Source organism: Lyngbya sp. PCC 8106 (assembly GCF_000169095.1).
Classification (GTDB): Bacteria; Cyanobacteriota; Cyanobacteriia; order Cyanobacteriales; family Microcoleaceae; genus Capilliphycus.
In genome coordinates this window covers 19,344-36,334 of the sequence record NZ_AAVU01000049.1, presented here as the reverse complement: position 1 = coordinate 36,334, position 16,991 = coordinate 19,344, and the positions used below count along the sequence as shown (strand labels likewise).

Annotated in this window: 15 protein-coding genes; 10 read left to right on the top strand and 5 right to left on the bottom strand. The window is 38.5% G+C overall.

Features of this window, described 5'->3' with window-relative positions; all coding sequences use genetic code 11:
• The first annotated feature begins 215 nt into the window (after nucleotides 1–215).
• The 3 genes from L8106_RS24610 (at nucleotide 216) to L8106_RS24600 (ending at nucleotide 6,952) form a co-directional block, all read left to right on the top strand.
• Entirely contained in the window at nucleotides 216–428 is a 213-nt protein-coding gene (locus L8106_RS24610; protein WP_009787220.1) for a hypothetical protein, read from the top strand.
• A gap of 229 nt (nucleotides 429–657) precedes the next feature.
• The gene (locus tag L8106_RS24605; RefSeq protein ID WP_009787219.1) at nucleotides 658–2,013 is read left to right on the top strand and encodes a P-loop NTPase fold protein; all 1,356 of its coding nucleotides are present in this window, start codon (nucleotides 658–660) and stop codon (nucleotides 2,011–2,013) included.
• The gene (locus L8106_RS24600) at nucleotides 2,003–6,952 is read left to right on the top strand and encodes a WD-40 repeat protein (protein ID WP_009787218.1); all 4,950 of its coding nucleotides are present in this window, start codon (nucleotides 2,003–2,005) and stop codon (nucleotides 6,950–6,952) included. The genes L8106_RS24605 and L8106_RS24600 overlap by 11 nt, the downstream gene beginning before the upstream one ends.
• 17 nt (nucleotides 6,953–6,969) lie before the next feature.
• On the opposite strand, the gene L8106_RS33215 is transcribed toward L8106_RS24600, so the two are convergent.
• Nucleotides 6,970–7,137 (bottom strand): hypothetical protein, encoded by a 168-nt coding sequence (locus L8106_RS33215; protein WP_009787217.1) that lies wholly within the window; start codon nucleotides 7,135–7,137, stop codon nucleotides 6,970–6,972.
• Between the two features lie 164 nt (nucleotides 7,138–7,301).
• On the opposite strand from L8106_RS33215, the gene L8106_RS24595 reads away from it, so the two are divergent.
• From L8106_RS24595 to L8106_RS24580, 4 genes are all read left to right on the top strand, one after another.
• Nucleotides 7,302–7,649 (top strand): type II toxin-antitoxin system RelE/ParE family toxin, encoded by a 348-nt coding sequence (locus tag L8106_RS24595; RefSeq protein WP_009787216.1) that lies wholly within the window; start codon nucleotides 7,302–7,304, stop codon nucleotides 7,647–7,649.
• The gene (locus L8106_RS24590) at nucleotides 7,621–7,935 is read left to right on the top strand and encodes a hypothetical protein (RefSeq protein ID WP_009787215.1); all 315 of its coding nucleotides are present in this window, start codon (nucleotides 7,621–7,623) and stop codon (nucleotides 7,933–7,935) included. The genes L8106_RS24595 and L8106_RS24590 overlap by 29 nt, the downstream gene beginning before the upstream one ends.
• 80 nt (nucleotides 7,936–8,015) lie before the next feature.
• Nucleotides 8,016–8,228, top strand: coding sequence for a hypothetical protein (locus tag L8106_RS24585; protein ID WP_009787214.1), 213 nt, complete (start codon nucleotides 8,016–8,018; stop codon nucleotides 8,226–8,228).
• A complete protein-coding gene (locus tag L8106_RS24580) occupies nucleotides 8,228–8,596 on the top strand; it encodes a type II toxin-antitoxin system VapC family toxin (RefSeq protein WP_009787213.1) in 369 nt (122 codons plus the stop codon). The genes L8106_RS24585 and L8106_RS24580 overlap by 1 nt, the downstream gene beginning before the upstream one ends.
• A 133-nt stretch (nucleotides 8,597–8,729) precedes the next feature.
• Here the strand turns inward: L8106_RS24580 and L8106_RS31025 are convergent, their stop codons facing one another.
• From L8106_RS31025 to pruA, 3 genes are all read right to left on the bottom strand, one after another.
• Nucleotides 8,730–9,056, bottom strand: coding sequence for a GIY-YIG nuclease family protein (locus L8106_RS31025; protein WP_071941445.1), 327 nt, complete (start codon nucleotides 9,054–9,056; stop codon nucleotides 8,730–8,732).
• A gap of 3 nt (nucleotides 9,057–9,059) precedes the next feature.
• Nucleotides 9,060–9,254, bottom strand: coding sequence for a hypothetical protein (locus L8106_RS24575; RefSeq protein ID WP_009787211.1), 195 nt, complete (start codon nucleotides 9,252–9,254; stop codon nucleotides 9,060–9,062).
• A gap of 104 nt (nucleotides 9,255–9,358) precedes the next feature.
• Nucleotides 9,359–12,340 (bottom strand): L-glutamate gamma-semialdehyde dehydrogenase, encoded by a 2,982-nt coding sequence (pruA, locus tag L8106_RS24570; protein WP_009787210.1) that lies wholly within the window; start codon nucleotides 12,338–12,340, stop codon nucleotides 9,359–9,361.
• An 823-nt stretch (nucleotides 12,341–13,163) separates the two neighbouring features.
• Here pruA and L8106_RS24565 point away from each other — a divergent pair.
• On the top strand, nucleotides 13,164–13,862 hold the full coding sequence (locus L8106_RS24565) for a hypothetical protein (protein ID WP_009787209.1): 699 nt from the start codon (nucleotides 13,164–13,166) through the stop codon (nucleotides 13,860–13,862).
• On the opposite strand, the gene L8106_RS24560 is transcribed toward L8106_RS24565, so the two are convergent.
• Nucleotides 13,854–14,888 carry a tetratricopeptide repeat protein gene (locus tag L8106_RS24560; protein WP_083798476.1) on the bottom strand — a complete coding sequence of 345 codons (1,035 nt, stop codon included), beginning with the start codon at nucleotides 14,886–14,888 and terminating at the stop codon, nucleotides 13,854–13,856. The two genes, L8106_RS24565 and L8106_RS24560, sit on opposite strands and share 9 nt — an antisense overlap.
• Nucleotides 14,889–15,149: 261 nt before the next feature.
• Here L8106_RS24560 and L8106_RS24555 point away from each other — a divergent pair, with 261 nt between their 5' ends.
• Nucleotides 15,150–15,608 (top strand): hypothetical protein, encoded by a 459-nt coding sequence (locus L8106_RS24555; protein ID WP_009787207.1) that lies wholly within the window; start codon nucleotides 15,150–15,152, stop codon nucleotides 15,606–15,608.
• Nucleotides 15,609–15,723: 115 nt separating this feature from the next.
• A complete protein-coding gene (locus L8106_RS24550) occupies nucleotides 15,724–16,851 on the top strand; it encodes a TRAP transporter substrate-binding protein (RefSeq protein WP_009787206.1) in 1,128 nt (375 codons plus the stop codon).
• Nucleotides 16,852–16,991 lie beyond the last annotated feature (140 nt).

The following is a 16,991-nucleotide window of genomic DNA, read 5'->3' as shown; positions in this document are numbered from 1 at the left end:
ACTGACTTTTTTACAACTTTAAAGCACAATATCCATGATAATTAAATGGTAAAAATCACGAATAAACCCCAAGATAATCTAGCAAATTACAGAAAATATCAGGCAATTATTCTCTCAAAAATATAGGGATAATCAGCAATATTTTCCGGTTTTTTGTAAAAACTCTGAGAAAAGATAAATAATAGATATAAATTGTTCTAGGGATAGAGGACTTGATGATTAACTTAGATGTAGATGATGCGTTCTGGTCGAGTGATTCAGAGTCAATTGCTCGATATATCAATGATCAAGTGGGCTTAATTGAAGACTATAATTGTGAGATGGATTGGAGTTTGATTGAAAGGATTTGTTCAACCCCGACTACCGTTCCCCCCAAGTATAAATGGCTGAGAAAGCTATTACAGATGATCGAAGTCACTTTTGATTGAGAGTTTGAGAACCGGAGTGATTGATTTTCAGGCTTGGTATTGTGAAGGAAGGGTCTTGGCAGATATTTAAAGTAGCAGACGGAGACAAGGTTGTTAAAATTGAAGCTATGATTAGGCGCTCACTGCTCATTTTAGGAGTTGAACGCCTCTGAGATTCTGCCAATTGTCCAGAAATAACCCGGAGAAGGCAGAATAAAAATAGTGTTTAATTGGTTGGGGGAAACAACAAATGATGCTCAATCTGGCGAAATTTTTTCGAGCTTGTAGTCCAGCCTACAGGTTGAATATGTCGAAGCCTGAAGATCGTCAATATTATATCGATTTTGCGAGTGTACGCGGTAGTCATGTGATTAAAGAACTACGGCGAACAATTATGTTATCGGATGATGAACCCACTTGTCAGTTATTTACTGGACATATTGGCTGTGGAAAATCAACCGAATTATCTTGTTTGCAAGCCGAATTAGAACAACAAAATTTTCATGTTGTTTATTTTGAGTCTTCGCAAGATCTAGATATGGCTGATGTTGATATTAGTGATATTTTACTAGCAATTGCTCATCAAGTTAGTCAAAGTTTAGAAGGAGCTGGAATTCGTCTCAAACCCACTTTCTTGCAAAATTTACTCAAAAATGCGGCGAGTTTTTTAAATGCTGATATTACGAATTTAAGAACGAATATTCCCATGATGGGAGAGGTGGGGGTGAGTGCGGAGGAAGATACCTTTTCTATCTCACTGGGGATTGGAGAAATTACAGCAAAAGCCAAAAATAGCCGGGATGTCAGAGCGTTATTACGCCAACATTTAGAGCCGAGAGTTAGTAATATTATCGAAGCGATTAATAAAGAGTTAATTGAACCGGCTAAAAAACAACTGAAACAGAAAGGAAAAGCCGGATTAGTTGTGATTATTGACAACTTAGATCGCATTGATGATACTCTAAAGTTATCAACTCGAACTCAACCCGAATATTTATTTGTGGATCGTGGGGAACAACTGAACAAACTCAAGTGTCATGTGATCTATACCATCCCTTTAATTTTAACCTTCTCCAACGATAAAGAAACTTTGAGTAACCGCTTTGGTTCTCCCGCAAAATTATTACCGATGGTGCGAGTCACAGAAAAAAATGGTAACGTTTGCGATAAAGGAATACAATTATTGCGAGAAATGGTTTTAGTTCGGGCTTTTCCTGATATTGAACTGGAAAAACGAATGAGTTTAATTCCAGAAATTTTTGAGGAGCCAAAAACCTTAGATCGGTTATGTCAGGTGAGTGGGGGTCATGTGCGAAATTTGTTAATTCTAGTATCAAACTGTATTCAAAAAGATGATCCTCCTTTTTCTCATCATTTAATTGAGCGAGTCATTAGTGAACGTCGCAATGAATTGAGTAAAGCGATTACTCCGAATGAATGGAAACTGATTAAACAAGTTGCTCAACACAAAGCTGTGCGGGGGGAGGATGAATATCAAATATTATTGCGAAGTTTATTTGTCTTTGAATATCGCGATGATCGTCAGGGAAATTGGTTTGATATCAATCCAATTTTAGCTGATGCTAAGGAACTCAATGATGTCTGATTTTTATCAACCAGAAGCCGTTACAATTTATAATCAAAATTCAGTTCAGCAATTGATCCGTGCAATTACGCTGTCTCAGGGAGAATTTTCCCTAATTTTAGCCTGTTGTAGCTACAGTATTGTTACTCAACGTATTGTCGATAAAATTCGCAATCTGTGTTCAGTCGGTTGGGAAGATGTTTTTTTAGAACCGACAACTCAAACTTTGTTAACCCCTTTAATTGATCAACTACAAGGAGATAAACCCGATGCGGTGATGGTTTTTGGGCTAGAATCTGTTGTGGATTTGAATCAATTGTTGCTCACAGCCAAACGAAATATTGAGGAGTTTAATAACTTCTCTTTTCCTCTGATCTTGTGGGTGACAGATGAGGTTCTCCACAAAATGATTCGGGTTGCTCCTGACTTGCATAATCGAGCCACCAGTATTGAATTTTTGATTGAAACAGATGAGTTGATTTTATTTCTTAAATCCACAGTTAATGATGTTTTTCAAGCCGTTTTATCTTCTCAAGAAAATCTCTTTTTAGAAAATACCGCTTTTCATTTAGAAACAGGTTCATCTCGCCGCATTGAACTTCAGTCTGGACGCAAAATTTTAAAACAGCGAGGGATTCAGTTAGATCCTGAATTAGAAGCAGGTCTAGAGTTTGTCATGGGTCGAGTTTATGATAATACAACAGAAGAATCTCGACAACATTATGAACAAAGCTTGATTTTATGGCAACAAATTGGAGACTTAGAAAAGCAAGGAAATTTATGTTTTTATCTAGGATTATGGTGGCTCAATCATGCCATTCGACAACGAACTCAATATCAGCAAGCTTGTCTACAAGCAAAAGATTATTTTTCGCGATCTCTGAATGCGTTCAAAGCTGCAAAAAGACTCGATTTAGTCGCTAAATTTATTAACTTTTTAGCAGATACTTTACATCGTCTTGGCGACTGGAAAGGCTTAGAAGAATTAGTCGCAAAACGACCTAAAATTAATGCTTTATGGCTACACAAGAAATACGCTAATCTTTTTAGATCTGCTCGTTGTTATGGTTTTTTAGCAGAAGTTGAGCTTTCCAAATGTCAACCGAATAACATTATTTTTTGTTGGCAAAATTCTGCCAATATTCAGCGAGCAAAACGCTTTGCGATGAAAGCCTTAGATTTACTAGATGAAGCTGAAAAAACGGTTGATAAGTCTACAGGTAATTTACAATCTTTTTTGGATTGGGAACGCTCCTTTCATCAAGGATGGTATTTATTTTCACTGGGAAAAGCACAACAACTTTTAGGTCATATTAAAGCTTCAATTTTAACGCTAGAAGCCGCCAAAGAAATTAGTCAACCCTATTATGACCCCGAGCTTTATATTGGAATATTATCTCAACTTCGTCAAAGTTATTTTCAAGAACAAGACTATTTAGTTGCATTTACTCTCAAAAAAGAACAACTTGCGATTGAAGGTCAATATGGCTTTCGAGCCTTTGTCGGAGCGGGTCGATTGCGTCCTAAACAACAAGTCACCAAATTAACTCGACCCCTCCAGAAATCACCCGGAATGGTCGCGCCAGAAATTACCGCTTCTCCCCGACAAGAAGATATTGAATTTTTAGTCAAACGGATTCAACGAACCGACCATAAACTTACGATTATTCATGGACAGTCTGGTGTGGGAAAAAGTTCACTTCTCCAAGCTGGATTAATTCCAACTGTTAAGCAAAATTCGATTGATTCTCGTCAGGTTATCCCCATTTTACAACGAGTTTATACAGATTGGATACAAGAGCTAGGAAAAAAGTTAACTGAAACTTTAGAAGAAACTCAATCCTTTAAAAATCTACCTCAATTTAATACCAAAGAAAATATTATTAATCAGTTTCAGGTGAATGCTGAACGAGAGTTAGTCACACTTTTAATTTTTGATCAATTTGAAGAATTATTTTTTACTTTACAAAAACCTCAAGAACGTCAGGAATTCTATACTTTTCTAAAAACCTGTCTTGATATTCCTTATGTTAAAATTATTCTCGCTTTACGCGAAGACTGTTTACATTTTCTCCTAGAATGTAATGAACGTTTAGTCAATTTAGATATTGTCGATAATAATATTTTAGATCGGAGAATTCTCTATCATCTAGGTAATTTGCAACCTGAACAAGCTAAATCTCTGATTCAAAAAATTACCGAACAAACTCCATTTAGATTAGAAGATCGCTTAATTAATCGAGTGGTTAAAGATTTATCCGAGGAGTTTGGAGAAGTTAGACCCATTGAATTACAAGTGGTTGGAGCGCAACTACAAGCCGAACAAATTACCAGCCTTCAAGGATATCTCAAACTCGGTGAAAATCCGAAAGCAAAACTTGTTAATCATCATCTCGAAGATGTTGTTAAAGATTGTGGACGCGACAATAAACGAGCCGCAGAATTAGTCTTATATCTACTCACTGAAGAAAATGAAAAACGTCCTCTTAAAACTCGAACAGATCTCGAACGAGAGTTAAAAGTTTTAGCAAAATATCCTCTTGATGAATTAGAAAAACTGAATTTAGTTCTGGAAATTTTTGTCCAGTCAGGATTAGTGATTTTACTGAAGAAAGCACCTGAACATCACTATCAACTTGTCCATGATTATTTAGTCACAATTATTCGTCAACGAGAGGGGGCGAAATTCATCTCCGACTTAACAAAAGAACGAGAACAACGTAAAAAACTGCAAAAATGGTTAACGATTGGTTCTGTGTTTGTGAGTTTGGTGATGGTGATTCTCTCGGGAACAGTTGTTTGTAAATGGTGGGAAGCTAAAGAACAAAAAGCTCAGGTAGAAGAACAAAAAAGAGAAACCACTTTAGCGAAGTTAAACGCCACCTATCAACTCTTACGTTTAGTTGAAGAAAATCAACTGGATGCTTATGTAAAAATTCTCAGAGCAGGTCAACAATTACAACAACAAAAGAATGATCAAAACTTGTCAGAATCTGCACAAGAAACTCTACGACATTTGTGGAGAGCCGCTTATTTCACCTCTGAACGAAATCGTTTGCAAGATCATCAAGATAGTGTTTTAAGTGTGAGTGTCAGTCCTGATGGTCAATTAATTGCTTCGGCGAGTTCAGATCAAACTATTAAACTTTGGAATAAAAATGGTGTTATTAATAAAACTTTAACCGACCATAAAGATACAGTTTGGTGTGTCACTTTTAGTCCTGATCTCTCTCCAGAACGTCAAATTATCGCCACAGCGAGTAAAGATAAAACCATTAAACTGTGGAGTCGAGAGGGTAATTTAATCATGACTTTACGCGGACATCAAAATGAAGTTAAATGGGTAACTTTTAGTCCTGACGGTCAGTTGATTGCATCAGCCAGTCAAGATCAAACCATTAAAGTTTGGAACCGGAATACAGGTGAATTATTAACAACGTTTAACGGACATCAAGACTCTGTTTTGAGTGTTAGTTTTAGTCCAGATAGTCAATTGATTACGTCGGCGAGTAAAGACAAAACTATTAAGCTTTGGAACCTCGAAGGAAAGCTAATTCAGACTTTAAACGGTCACAGTGATGCAGTTTGGACGGTGAATTTTAGCCCCGATGGAGAAATGATTGCCTCGGGAAGTGATGACTATACAATAAAATTATGGAAACGCAATGATTCAACTTACCAGATTTTTAAAACTTTAAAACAAGATCAAACTCCTGTTAATAACATTAGTTTTAGTCCTGATGGTCAACGCATCGCTTCCGGGAGTAGCAACGGTGAAGTTAAACTTTGGGCGAGTGACGGGACATTAATTTCAACTCTAATCGGTCATGGGGGCGCTGTTAATCAGGTGAGTTTTACTTCAGATAGTCGAACCCTGATTTCTGCGAGTAGTGACTGGACAGTGAGACTGTGGAGTATGGAAAATATTCCGCCAAAAGTCTTTCAACCTGAATATAAAGTATTTGGTTTGGGGGCGAGTTTTAATAATGATGGGAAACTGATTGCTACACCTAGCGATAATAATACGTTTAGATTATGGAATCCAACTCAAGGAACTCGACAGTTAACGGTTCCAGGTCATCAAGATCAGGTAACAGGAATTAGCTTTAGTCCGGATGATACAATGATGGCTTCGGCAAGTCTCGATAAAACTATTCGACTTTGGCAAACAAATGGTAAACCAATACGAACTTTACTCGGACATTTACAAGGGGTTAATGATGTTAGTTTTAGTCCGGAAAGATCACCCGAACGTCAGTTAATTGCCTCTGCAAGTCAGGATCAAACGGTTAAGGTCTGGCAACGAGATGGTAAACTGCTTTATACTCTCAGACATGATGACGCTGTTACCAGTGTGAGTTTTAGTCCTAATGGTCGAATTTTAGCCTCAGCGAGTCGAGATCAAACTGTACGACTTTGGAATCGTCAAGATGGGAAATTGATTGCTAAATTGCCAAGTAATCGTAAGTTTTCTTCAGTTAGTTTTAGTCCGACGGATAATCATTTGATTGCAGCAGCGACGGATGACGGTTCGATCAAACTTTGGCGATCGCAAGATGGAAATTGGCAAGATATTTCGATTTTAACTCCGATTGGAGCGCATAAAAAAGCCGTTTATCAAGTCAGTTTTAGTCCTGATGGTGAGACTCTCGCCTCCGCCAGTGAAGACGGAACGGTGAAAATTTGGGATCATACAGGTACACTATTATTGACTCTACAAGAAGGTTCAAGTCGGGTTGAATGGGTTGGTTTTAGTCCTGATGGTCAACTGGTTTCTATCGATGCGACTAACCGGGTTAGTGTTTGGAATTTGGATTTTCAAAAACTCTTTCAAAATTCCGATATTGATCGCTTATTGGAACGGGCTTGTGATCAAATCGGCAATTATCTTCAGTATAACCCGAAAGTGGAAACAGAAGACAAGGAACTCTGTAATTTAGTTGAACCTCCAGTCTTTTAATCTATAATGATATCTGCTCAGAAAATGAACAATCTTATTGAACTAAGAATCGCTTCAGATTTTTCTGCTAAGTTAGGTTCGGCTTGTTGTTGCAATTGCTGATAGTGTATTTCAATGGAAGACGGAATAACTTCTAATACATCTTGCTCGGTTATTTCTTGAATATAGGCTAATTTTCTAGCCATTTAAATATCTTAGATCAATTTCTATTTTCATTGGCGATCGCTCCTAAAAACCATCACATTTATTATGTCTTAATCAAATGTTAATTTAACACGGTTATTTCATGTTTAAGTGATCGCCTCAAACTCCGGTAATATTGAAACTAGAAGCAACTCTGATAGAATTTATGGAAGCACAACCGAGGGAAATTCGACGTTATATTAAAGTTGATGGTAAAATTCCGTTTAGTGACTGGATAGATTCATTGCAAGATAGGAAAGCTAGACTTAAAATAAAGTTGAGGCTTGACCGAGTTGAAGAAGGTAATCTCGGTGATTATCGCTCTGTTAGTGAAGGAGTATTTGAACTCAGGCTAAACTATGGCCCCGGATATCGCATCTACTTTGGACAAGTCGGGTTCACAATTATTCTTTTGCTCTGTGGCGGAGATAAAAAGACTCAAGTTAAAGATATTCAAACGGCTCAAAAATATTGGAGAGACTATAATGCAAGAAATACAAGTTCCAACCAGTGATAGCTACCATGATTATCTGATTGAATCTCTCAAAAACTCTGACGAAGCAGCAGGTTATATAGAAGTTTCTTTAGAAGAAGGGGGCGATGAACCTTATCTTTTAAGAAAGGTTTTGAGAAATGTAATTGAAGCAAAAATTAAAATGAATAATCTCTCAGAGTCAGCCAAGCAAAATTATGAAAAGCTCGATCAAGTTTTAGCAGAAAGGGGGGGAAGTGAAATCTTTACTTTTGTTGAACTGTTGAATACTTTGGGTTTTGAGTTGTCTGTCAAGGTCAAAGAATAACTAACGCGATAACTCCGAACAGTTTATAATAGATAATGCCGTTCAAAAGCTTAATTTTGTCTTGTGATTTGGAGAACAATATGCACCCCCCTAAAAAAAGACTAATTTTGGATGAAAAAATGCGCCCAGTTGGTGTTATTATTGATTATCAGGATTGGCAGAAAATTGAGAATTTTCTAGAACAGAGTCATTTTTTCGAGCAAGAACAGTCTGATTTATCAAAGTTTTCAGGAGTGATTAAATTAACTCAAGATCCTCTAGAATATCAGCGTCAAGTTCGGGATGAATGGTAATGACAGAATCATTATTGGTGCTGGATACAAATATTTGTTTATATTACTTGGGAGGTCGTTTGGTTGACCCTTTACCATTGGGTCAGTATTTTGTATCTATAATTACAGAAATGGAACTGTTATCTTATCCCCATCTCAGTACGGATGAAGAAAAACAAATTCAGATTTTTCTCAATCATTTGATTGTTATTGGAATTGAGAACGAAATTAAGCAGTTAGCCATTTCATTTCGTAAACATTATAAGATCAAGCTACCCGATGCACTGATCGCAGCAACAGCCAGATTTTTAGATGCAACCCTACTAACGAACGATCAGAAACTCACCAACCTGACAGAAATAAAAATACAGTCTTTAGCCATTATTTGAGATTTGGCGATCGCCTCTCGCTGCGGTGGATAACATCAAAACGTTGGCAATTTCAACAGTAGGGTGGGTGACATCAAAAAGTTGACGATCTCAACAGTTAATTTATCGGTTGTCACCCCCCTGCTACCTGCTATTAGTATGAATATCTCAAAGGGGGATTATAATACCACTCTCTTCTTCCTTCTATCCTAAAATTTCTATATGTTGTATGAAACTCCTTTTCTAGTTCTTTATCACCTTCCACATATCCTAAAAGATGTAGTTCTCTCGGATTTCCAGTTTGAAGATTAGAACGTCTTGAACTTATTCCTGTAGAATGACCGATTTTTACACAAAGAGTATTTTCTTCTTGCATAAAATATATAATTCCGGCATTTTCGGGTAAATCAGAGAAATTATTACACTTGATAATGGGTGGAATAGTAATTAAACTGAGTAAAGTATCTCGATCAATTTTCAAGCGTTAAATTTTATCTTGAAATTCAATTTTTAAGCGTTCATTTTCATATTTCAATTCACTTTTTTCATATTTCAATCTTTGATTGTCCTCTGTTAATCTTATTATATGTTCATTGTTTAAATACCTGATATACCCAAAATCAGTATTAGGAGGATAGCGTCGATCAATATCTTCAAAAAAGTCTCGTAGTCCACTCATCTCAAAATCTCCAAATTGTTGAATGATAAAAAATCAGTGTTCTTCTCAAGTAGAACATATTTTTCTAGGGACACAACAATATTGTCATGTCCCCAACGAATATTCTACTCGTTACTGAACCCTTCTATCGGCGCGAACCCTTGACGTTGAATATTTTCTGTGATCGTCCGAGGTTCGAGGAATTGTAACAAATAATCCGGCCCTCCCGCCTTGGAACCAACACCGGAAAGTTTAAACCCTCCGAACGGTTGACGGGAAACAATTGCACCCGTAATACTGCGGTTAATGTACAAATTCCCGACTTCAAAATCGGCTTTTGCTTGGGCAATGTGCGACGGAGTTCGAGAATACAAACCGCCTGTTAATGCAAAGTTTGTCCCGTTAGCAATATTAATCGCTTCCTCAAAATTCTGCGCTTTAGTTACCGCTAAAACCGGCCCGAAAATCTCCTCTTGGGCAATTTTTGCCGTCGGAGAAACATTCACAAATACCGTTGGCGGAACAAAATATCCGGTTTCGGGTGCGGGAACTTGAATGGCAAGATCAGCTTCTTGTTTACCAATTTCAATGTATTCTAAAATGCGTTTTTGAGCATTCGCATCAATCACCGAGCCAACAAACGTGCTAGGATGAGCAGCATTACCCACATTTAGCGATCGCACTGCTTCGGTTAAACGGCTAACAAACGCCTCATAAACGGGTTCCAAAACAATCACCCGAGAACAAGCCGAACACTTCTGACCACTGTAGCCAAACGCCGAATAAACGACACCCGCAACTGCCTGATCGAGATCCGCACTTTCATCGACAATAATCGCATTTTTCCCACCCATTTCGGCAATTACACGCTTGAGATGTTTTTGTCCGGGTTGCAACACCGCAGCTTCGGCATAAATGCGAGAACCAACTTCTTGAGAACCCGTGAAGGTAATCATGTGAACATCGGGATGTTTTACCAGATGAGAACCAACAGTTGAACCTTTACAGGGAATATATTGAAATACCCCTTCTGGTACGCCCGCATCGACTAAAATTTCAGCAATTTTTGCCGCAATTACTGATGAGACTTCGGCTGGTTTTAACAACGTACAATTTCCCGTTACCAACGATGCAACCGTCATCCCGGTGGGAATTGCAATGGGAAAATTCCAAGGCGAAATCACAACCGAAATCCCTCGGGGTTGATAATGATAACGATCTGTTTCTCCAGAAGTATCATAGTTATACCCTTGATCTAAGCGTTCCATTTCATCCGCATAATAGCGACAAAAATCAATCGCTTCAGAGACTTCTGCATCACATTGATGTAACGCTTTTCCGACTTCATAAACCATCCAAGCACACAACTCATGGCGGCGTTGTTCCATCAAGTCTGCGGCTTTGCGTAATACCCCCGCACGCTGACGAACGGGAGTCCGTTTCCAAGCCGGAAATGCGGCTTTAGCAGCTTCTAATGCTTGGTCGGCTTGGTCGATACTAATTAACCCAATTTTTCCGACAATTTCTGAGGGATTAGACGGGTTAACAGAATCAACAAGGGTTTCAGTTTGTTCGCGTTTTCCGTTAATTAAAGGCAGGTAAGTTTTACCCAATTGTTGACGAACTGTTTCTAATGCCTGAAATGCTTTATCTCGTTGAACGGGATCGGCATAATCACTATCTGCGGCATTGGGAAATACAGGTTTCCAAGTGTCTTTAATATTGCTTTCGGTGTTGGGTTTGGGCGGTGCTAACAGTTCTTCTATCGGTCGATTTTCTGAACTTTGACGCAAGAAAGAACTATTGGCGGTATTCTCTAATAAACGGCGAATTAAGTAAGACATTCCGGGTAATAAATCACCGTAGGGACAATACATCCGCACCCGATATCCTTGTTTGGCTAAAGTCTTCGCCAGTTGATCACCCATGCCATACAAAACCTGCATTTCAAAGGCGCGACGGGGAACGTTTAGGGTTTGGGCGATCGCAATCGCTTTGGCTTGAGAACGAACGTTATGGCTACCAATAGCTGAATAGATGTATTGATGATTTTCTAACATCAATTGTGTCAATTCTTCGTAGTTAGCATCAGTCGCCGCTTTATCATTATAAACAGGTTGAGGCCAGTTATTTTGCATGGCTTTGATGGTTTCTTGATCCCAATAAGCCCCTTTTACCAATCGCACCGTTACGGGATGTTCGCGTAATTTTGCCCATTCAATGATGCCTTCTAAGTCTTTTTTAGAGTCGCGTAAATAGGCTTGAATCGTCATGCCGATATCCGTCCGACTGCGAAATTCTTCTTCCATCAACAGATTTTTTAAAATGCTGAAGGTGAGATCTTTATAGGTGTATTGTTCCATATCGAAGTGAACAGCAGCGCCTAATTCTGCCGCCCGACGGAGTAAAGTTCGGATACGTTCGCTAACTTTTACTTCACTTCCTTTGGCATCTAAAGGGTCAAATTGGGAATAAAAAGCGGTTAATTTAACGGAAACTTGAACTTTAGAAATCGGTTGTCCGTCGGCTTGATCAATTTGAGGAATAGTTGACCATCTTTTCGCCGCCTCACTGAATTTTTCCATCAACTCTAAATAACTGTTGAGGTAAGCCTGGGCTTCTGCTTCGGTAATAACGGCTTCTCCGAGTAGGTCAACGGTGAAAGCGAGTTTATCTTTCCGCAGTTTTTCTAAGGTGTTAATAACATGAGGAATGGAGTCTCCCGCAATATATTTATGGGCGAGGGTTTCCACTGCGGGGGCGACAGTTGTTGCGGCTAATTTTCCCGGTACGGAGTCGGGGTTGGCGAAGTTGAGAAGTTTTTTTAAGGCATCAGGAAGTTCGACTTCTGATGTGGTAAGATATTCTTGCAAATGAGCGGCGATTTCGGGTTTACTTCGCAGGGCGGGTAAACAGTCGATAAAATGGAATAACTGCACGCGCAGTCCGGGGTTCGCCATCGTCCAATCTAGCAGTTTATCATCCCAACGCATTTGGTCTTGCAACTGTCCGAGAAATGAACGTTTTTTCTCTTGCGTTGCGGCGAGGAGTTGTTTAGCGATTTCTTGAGTTTTGGTTTCGTAAGTCTCAGGAGCTTGTGCAACCACGGTTAATGTTTCTCCAACAATAATTCAACAGGAGTAACAAGGGAAAGAGACTGTTTACTAGCGATTTCTCTCTCCCTCGTTGGTGAATAGATTCTTTTTTCTATTGTACGTCGAAAGGGTCAATTATTTTTAAGGTTTTTTAAGATTGCAATAAAAAGTAATTTTACTTAGAGATGGATTTGAATAGGTTTTAACTTCAGTTCAAAATTTTTAATTTCTGATTTTTTGTTCAATTAACGTTAAAATCTCTATAATTTTGCATCAGAAATAATTACCTCCAACGGGATTTTTATATATAGCCGTTATTTAGTCGTTTATATATCCCGATCAATATCTTGTGGTATTCTTACTGAAAAGAATAGCATTAATTTTTAATTAAAAGTAAGGCTCAGAGCATTTACTCAGTCTTTTTTTATTAAGTCGAAAAGGATTAAGGATAGTTAGATTTTGCAGCTTCAGTGGAATGACGACAAGTTAACTAAGCTTAAATTTATCTTAACCTGCTAAATCCGGGCTTCAGCGTCTCTATAACTGAGGATAGCCCCAGGAAATCACGATATATCAGCATTCTCGCCGATTTTGATTCCCTCAACCGAAGGTTAACAGACGATAACCTGTTGGTTAATTGCGTTATCTTACTAAGAAGCGGCTAAACCCGCCTGTAGTTGGTGAAAATTTCTATCTTAGGGAGGATATATTTTGAATTTAGATTAACAATAGGTTAAACTAAGGTAATTAATTACGCCCTCAGGCAAGTCCCTACAACTGAAGGGTTGTCTTGGGGTTGTCAATCCCTTCATTTGTTCACTTTCAAGTTTTGAAAATGAAAGTCTATTCTCCTGTGTCTAATTTTAGAAAAAATTTCCCCAAAAAAACTCTTGTCAATTTAATTATATTTTATCTTCCCTTCTTGATTATTTTACTCGTTTCGAGTTGGCAGAATCAAATTCCTGTTAAAATATTAACGCGAGATATTTTTGCTTCTGGAAAAATTCCAGTTTACACAGGATTTATTTCTAACCTGGGGATTTTAACGTGGTGTTGTAGTGCGGTGGTTTGTCTATTTACATTTTTTGTCATTCAACCCACAACAGGAACAGCAAATAAATTTAAAAATTGTCTGGGTGGGTTTGGATTAATTTCAACTTGGATGATGCTGGATGACTTTTTTATGCTGCATGAAAGAGTGATTCCATCACGATTAGGCTTCCCCGAAAAAGGGGTTCTTATTCTAACTTTAACTTGGGTAATTTTTCATGTCATTCACTATCGAAATATTATCTTTAAGCGGACAGATTTTCTGCTTCTAGGTTTGGCTTTTTTATTCTTTGGAAGTTCTTTAATCATTGATCAGTTCCTAAAAATTGATGATATCGGATATGGCAGTAATCTATATTTTATTCTCGAAGATGGCAGCAAGTTAATGGGAATTGCTACCTGGTCTTTTTATTTATGTAGGCTTTGTTATCAACAAATGGTCAGCTTTCAAAATCCCAATTATCCCGTTAATCATTTAAAGTGAATTGCGGATATCCTGAATCACCTCTAACGCTGTGTTTTGCGTCTGAATATCGCCTTGATTTCCTAACAAATCTGCTGCTTTTTGTAAATCTTCAATCGCTTTTAGACTCTCTCCCTGTTGGTAGTAAATAAATCCCCGATCTAAATACGCTTGAGAATAGTTAGGATTAAATTGAATTGCTTTATTGTAATCAGCTAGGGCTTTCGGTGCATTTCCAGCTTGCAAATATTCATCCCCTCGATAATAATAAGCTTCTGCATTATTCGGAGCGAGTTGAATGGCTTTATCATAATTTGCAATTGCTGAAGCATGACTATTTAATTCTGAATAAGCGACACCCCGATTTAGATAAGCTTCTAATTGTCCTGGATTAAGATTAACCGCTTGATTAAGAGTTGAAATAGCTTCTTGATAATCACCCGACTCGATTAACTTCATCGCCCGATTATTCAGTTTAACTGCTTGTTTAGCCTTCTCATAATATTGATTAACAACTTCATAATTTTTCTGGTAGTCTAGCAGTTTAGCTTGAGCGGCTGCAAACTCCGGGCTATCTTCGGGAATATTAATCAATTGAGTCATAGCTTGTTGCCATTTTTGCTGTGCTTGCTGCCAAACTTCTACGGGATGGGGGGAATTTTGAACTAACTTTGCCGCTTCCCAAGCTAACTTTTTAGCCGCTTCTATACTCTGTTCTCCGAGTGCTTTTTTTTGCAATCTTTGCTCAATTTCATCGAGTTTAGCCGAGTATTGATCGAGGTTTTCTATAACCGCTTGGGGTGCGGGAGCAACAACAGGTAAAGTCGGTATATTATCCAAGGTCAGTAAAGCAGATTCAATTTCCTGTTTAGCCTTTTCAAGTTGCTCTTGCTGAGAGATTTGATTGAGATCTCCGAGGTTTTCAACCTGGGTTTCCGCCTCTGAAATCACTTTACTTTGTACAGATTTTGTGTGCCAAACTAAACCCAATGAACTCAAGATAATAATAGTTAAAGCCACAATCAGCGTTTTACGTTCATTCATCATCCATACCCTTCAATGCTAATTCATTGTAGAAACATTAACGTTCAACGTCTACCTCATTATTGTAATGAGAGTCAAACCCGGTCATTTCGCACTCAATCACACAATTTTTACAATTAATTCTAGATGTGATCGCCCTTTCGTTAAATATCTTAATCTTTAAGTTCAATGAATCTTGATATAATTGGGGGTTGTCCATAAGTGTAACGTAGATGACTAACTTAGATTAAAATCTACAACACCTGACTCACTTTTTGCTTCCAGATGAAACGCCTACACCTACTCAGCTCCATAACGACAGGGGGAGCGACAACTGCGACTTTAGCTGCTCTTACTCATCCTACATCTGTGGCTGTCGAAGCGCAATCCCAACCGCAAATCCGCTGGAAAATGACCACCAGTTGGCCAACCTCCCTCGACACCCTCTACGGTGCGGCTCAAACGGTGGCGCGACGAGTGAGCGAGATGACAGATGGGCGGTTTAGTATTCAAGTGTTTGCGGTGGGTGAAATTGTACCGGGATTGCAAGTTTTAGAAATTCTAGAAGCTGCTCAAAAAATATCTGTAGAACTCTTGCGGGAAAAATCAGCAGAGAGTCAATCTTTTCAGCAAACTTATCAGCCTTGGAAAAAATTTAGAGATGCCGTTTTGACTTGGAGTGCCGTCGGAGAATTCGCTGATAATAACTGGGTAATTGCCAATAGCAAACTAGAAATAGATTAAAAATAATTTATATTTCTTAACCTGAGTTGATCCCGACTTTGTTAAAATTGAATCGAATGACAAATTTCATCTCAATCCCTTGTTAATATCCTAACTTTACCCTTAATTTTAACCCATGAAACGACGTATTCTTTTAAGTTATGCCGCCACTGCCACCGCTACTACTGCTACCCTGGCTGCCTGTAGCCCCACCAACACCACAAGCACCACTGGGGGAGCCTTACCGAACGTTCGCTGGAAAATGGCAACCAGTTGGCCTACTTCCTTAAAAACCCTCTACGGTGCTGCTCAGAGAGTCGCTCAAAGAGTGAGCGAAATGACAGATGGACGGTTTACCATTCAAGTGTTTGCAGCAGGTGAAATTGTACCGGGTTTGCAAGTTTTAGATGCGGTACAACAGGGAACAATTGAATGTGGTCACTCTGCCAGTTATTATTATATCGGCAAAAATCCCGCTTTAGCATTTGGCACGGCAGTTCCGTTTGGATTAAATGCTCAACAACAAAATGCTTGGCTGTATAAAGGCGGTGGATTAGACTTAATGCACAAGCTTTATTCTGACTTTAATACTATCGCTTTTCCGGCGGGAAACTCGGGTGTACAAATGGGCGGTTGGTTTAAAAAAGAAGTGAATACTCTGAGTGATTTACAGGGTTTAAAAATGCGAATTCCCGGCTTAGGGGGAGAAGTATTATCACGTTTAGGGGTGAATGTACAGGTGTTACCGGGTGGAGAAATTTTTCTGGCATTAGAACGAGGCGCAATTGATGCAGCAGAATGGGTTGGGCCGTTTGATGATGAGAAATTAGGGTTAAACAAAGCTGCACAATTTTATTATTATCCGGGCTGGTGGGAACCGGGATCAAGTTTTGATTTACAGATTAATTTAGATGCTTGGAATAAGCTTCCCAAAGAATATCAAGAAATTGTCAAAGCCGCCGCAGTTGAAGCGAATATGGAATGTTTATCTACCTACGATAGTGAAAATCCTATCGCCCTAAAACGGATGATAGAAGGCGGAACCCAACTTAAGGCTTTTAGCCCAGAAATTATGACCGCAGCACAACAACAAGCCTTTGAAATTTATGATGAAAACGCCAGTAAAGATGCTACATTTAAAACTATTTATGAACAGTGGAAAACTTTTCGAGAAAATATTTATCAATGGAGTGCAGTTAGTGAACTTGCCTATGGCAATTTTACCATTGCTCCGGCTTTACAATCAATCACTGAAAAAAGTTAAGTAATATTCTCTGTTTATGTAGGATGGGCAATGCTCATCTTACGGGTGATTAATTTTTTTCTTGAGAACAGAATAACTTGTCTGATCAATCACATTTTTTAGAGGAGTTAATTTATAAAATAAAACATCAGTTTATATAA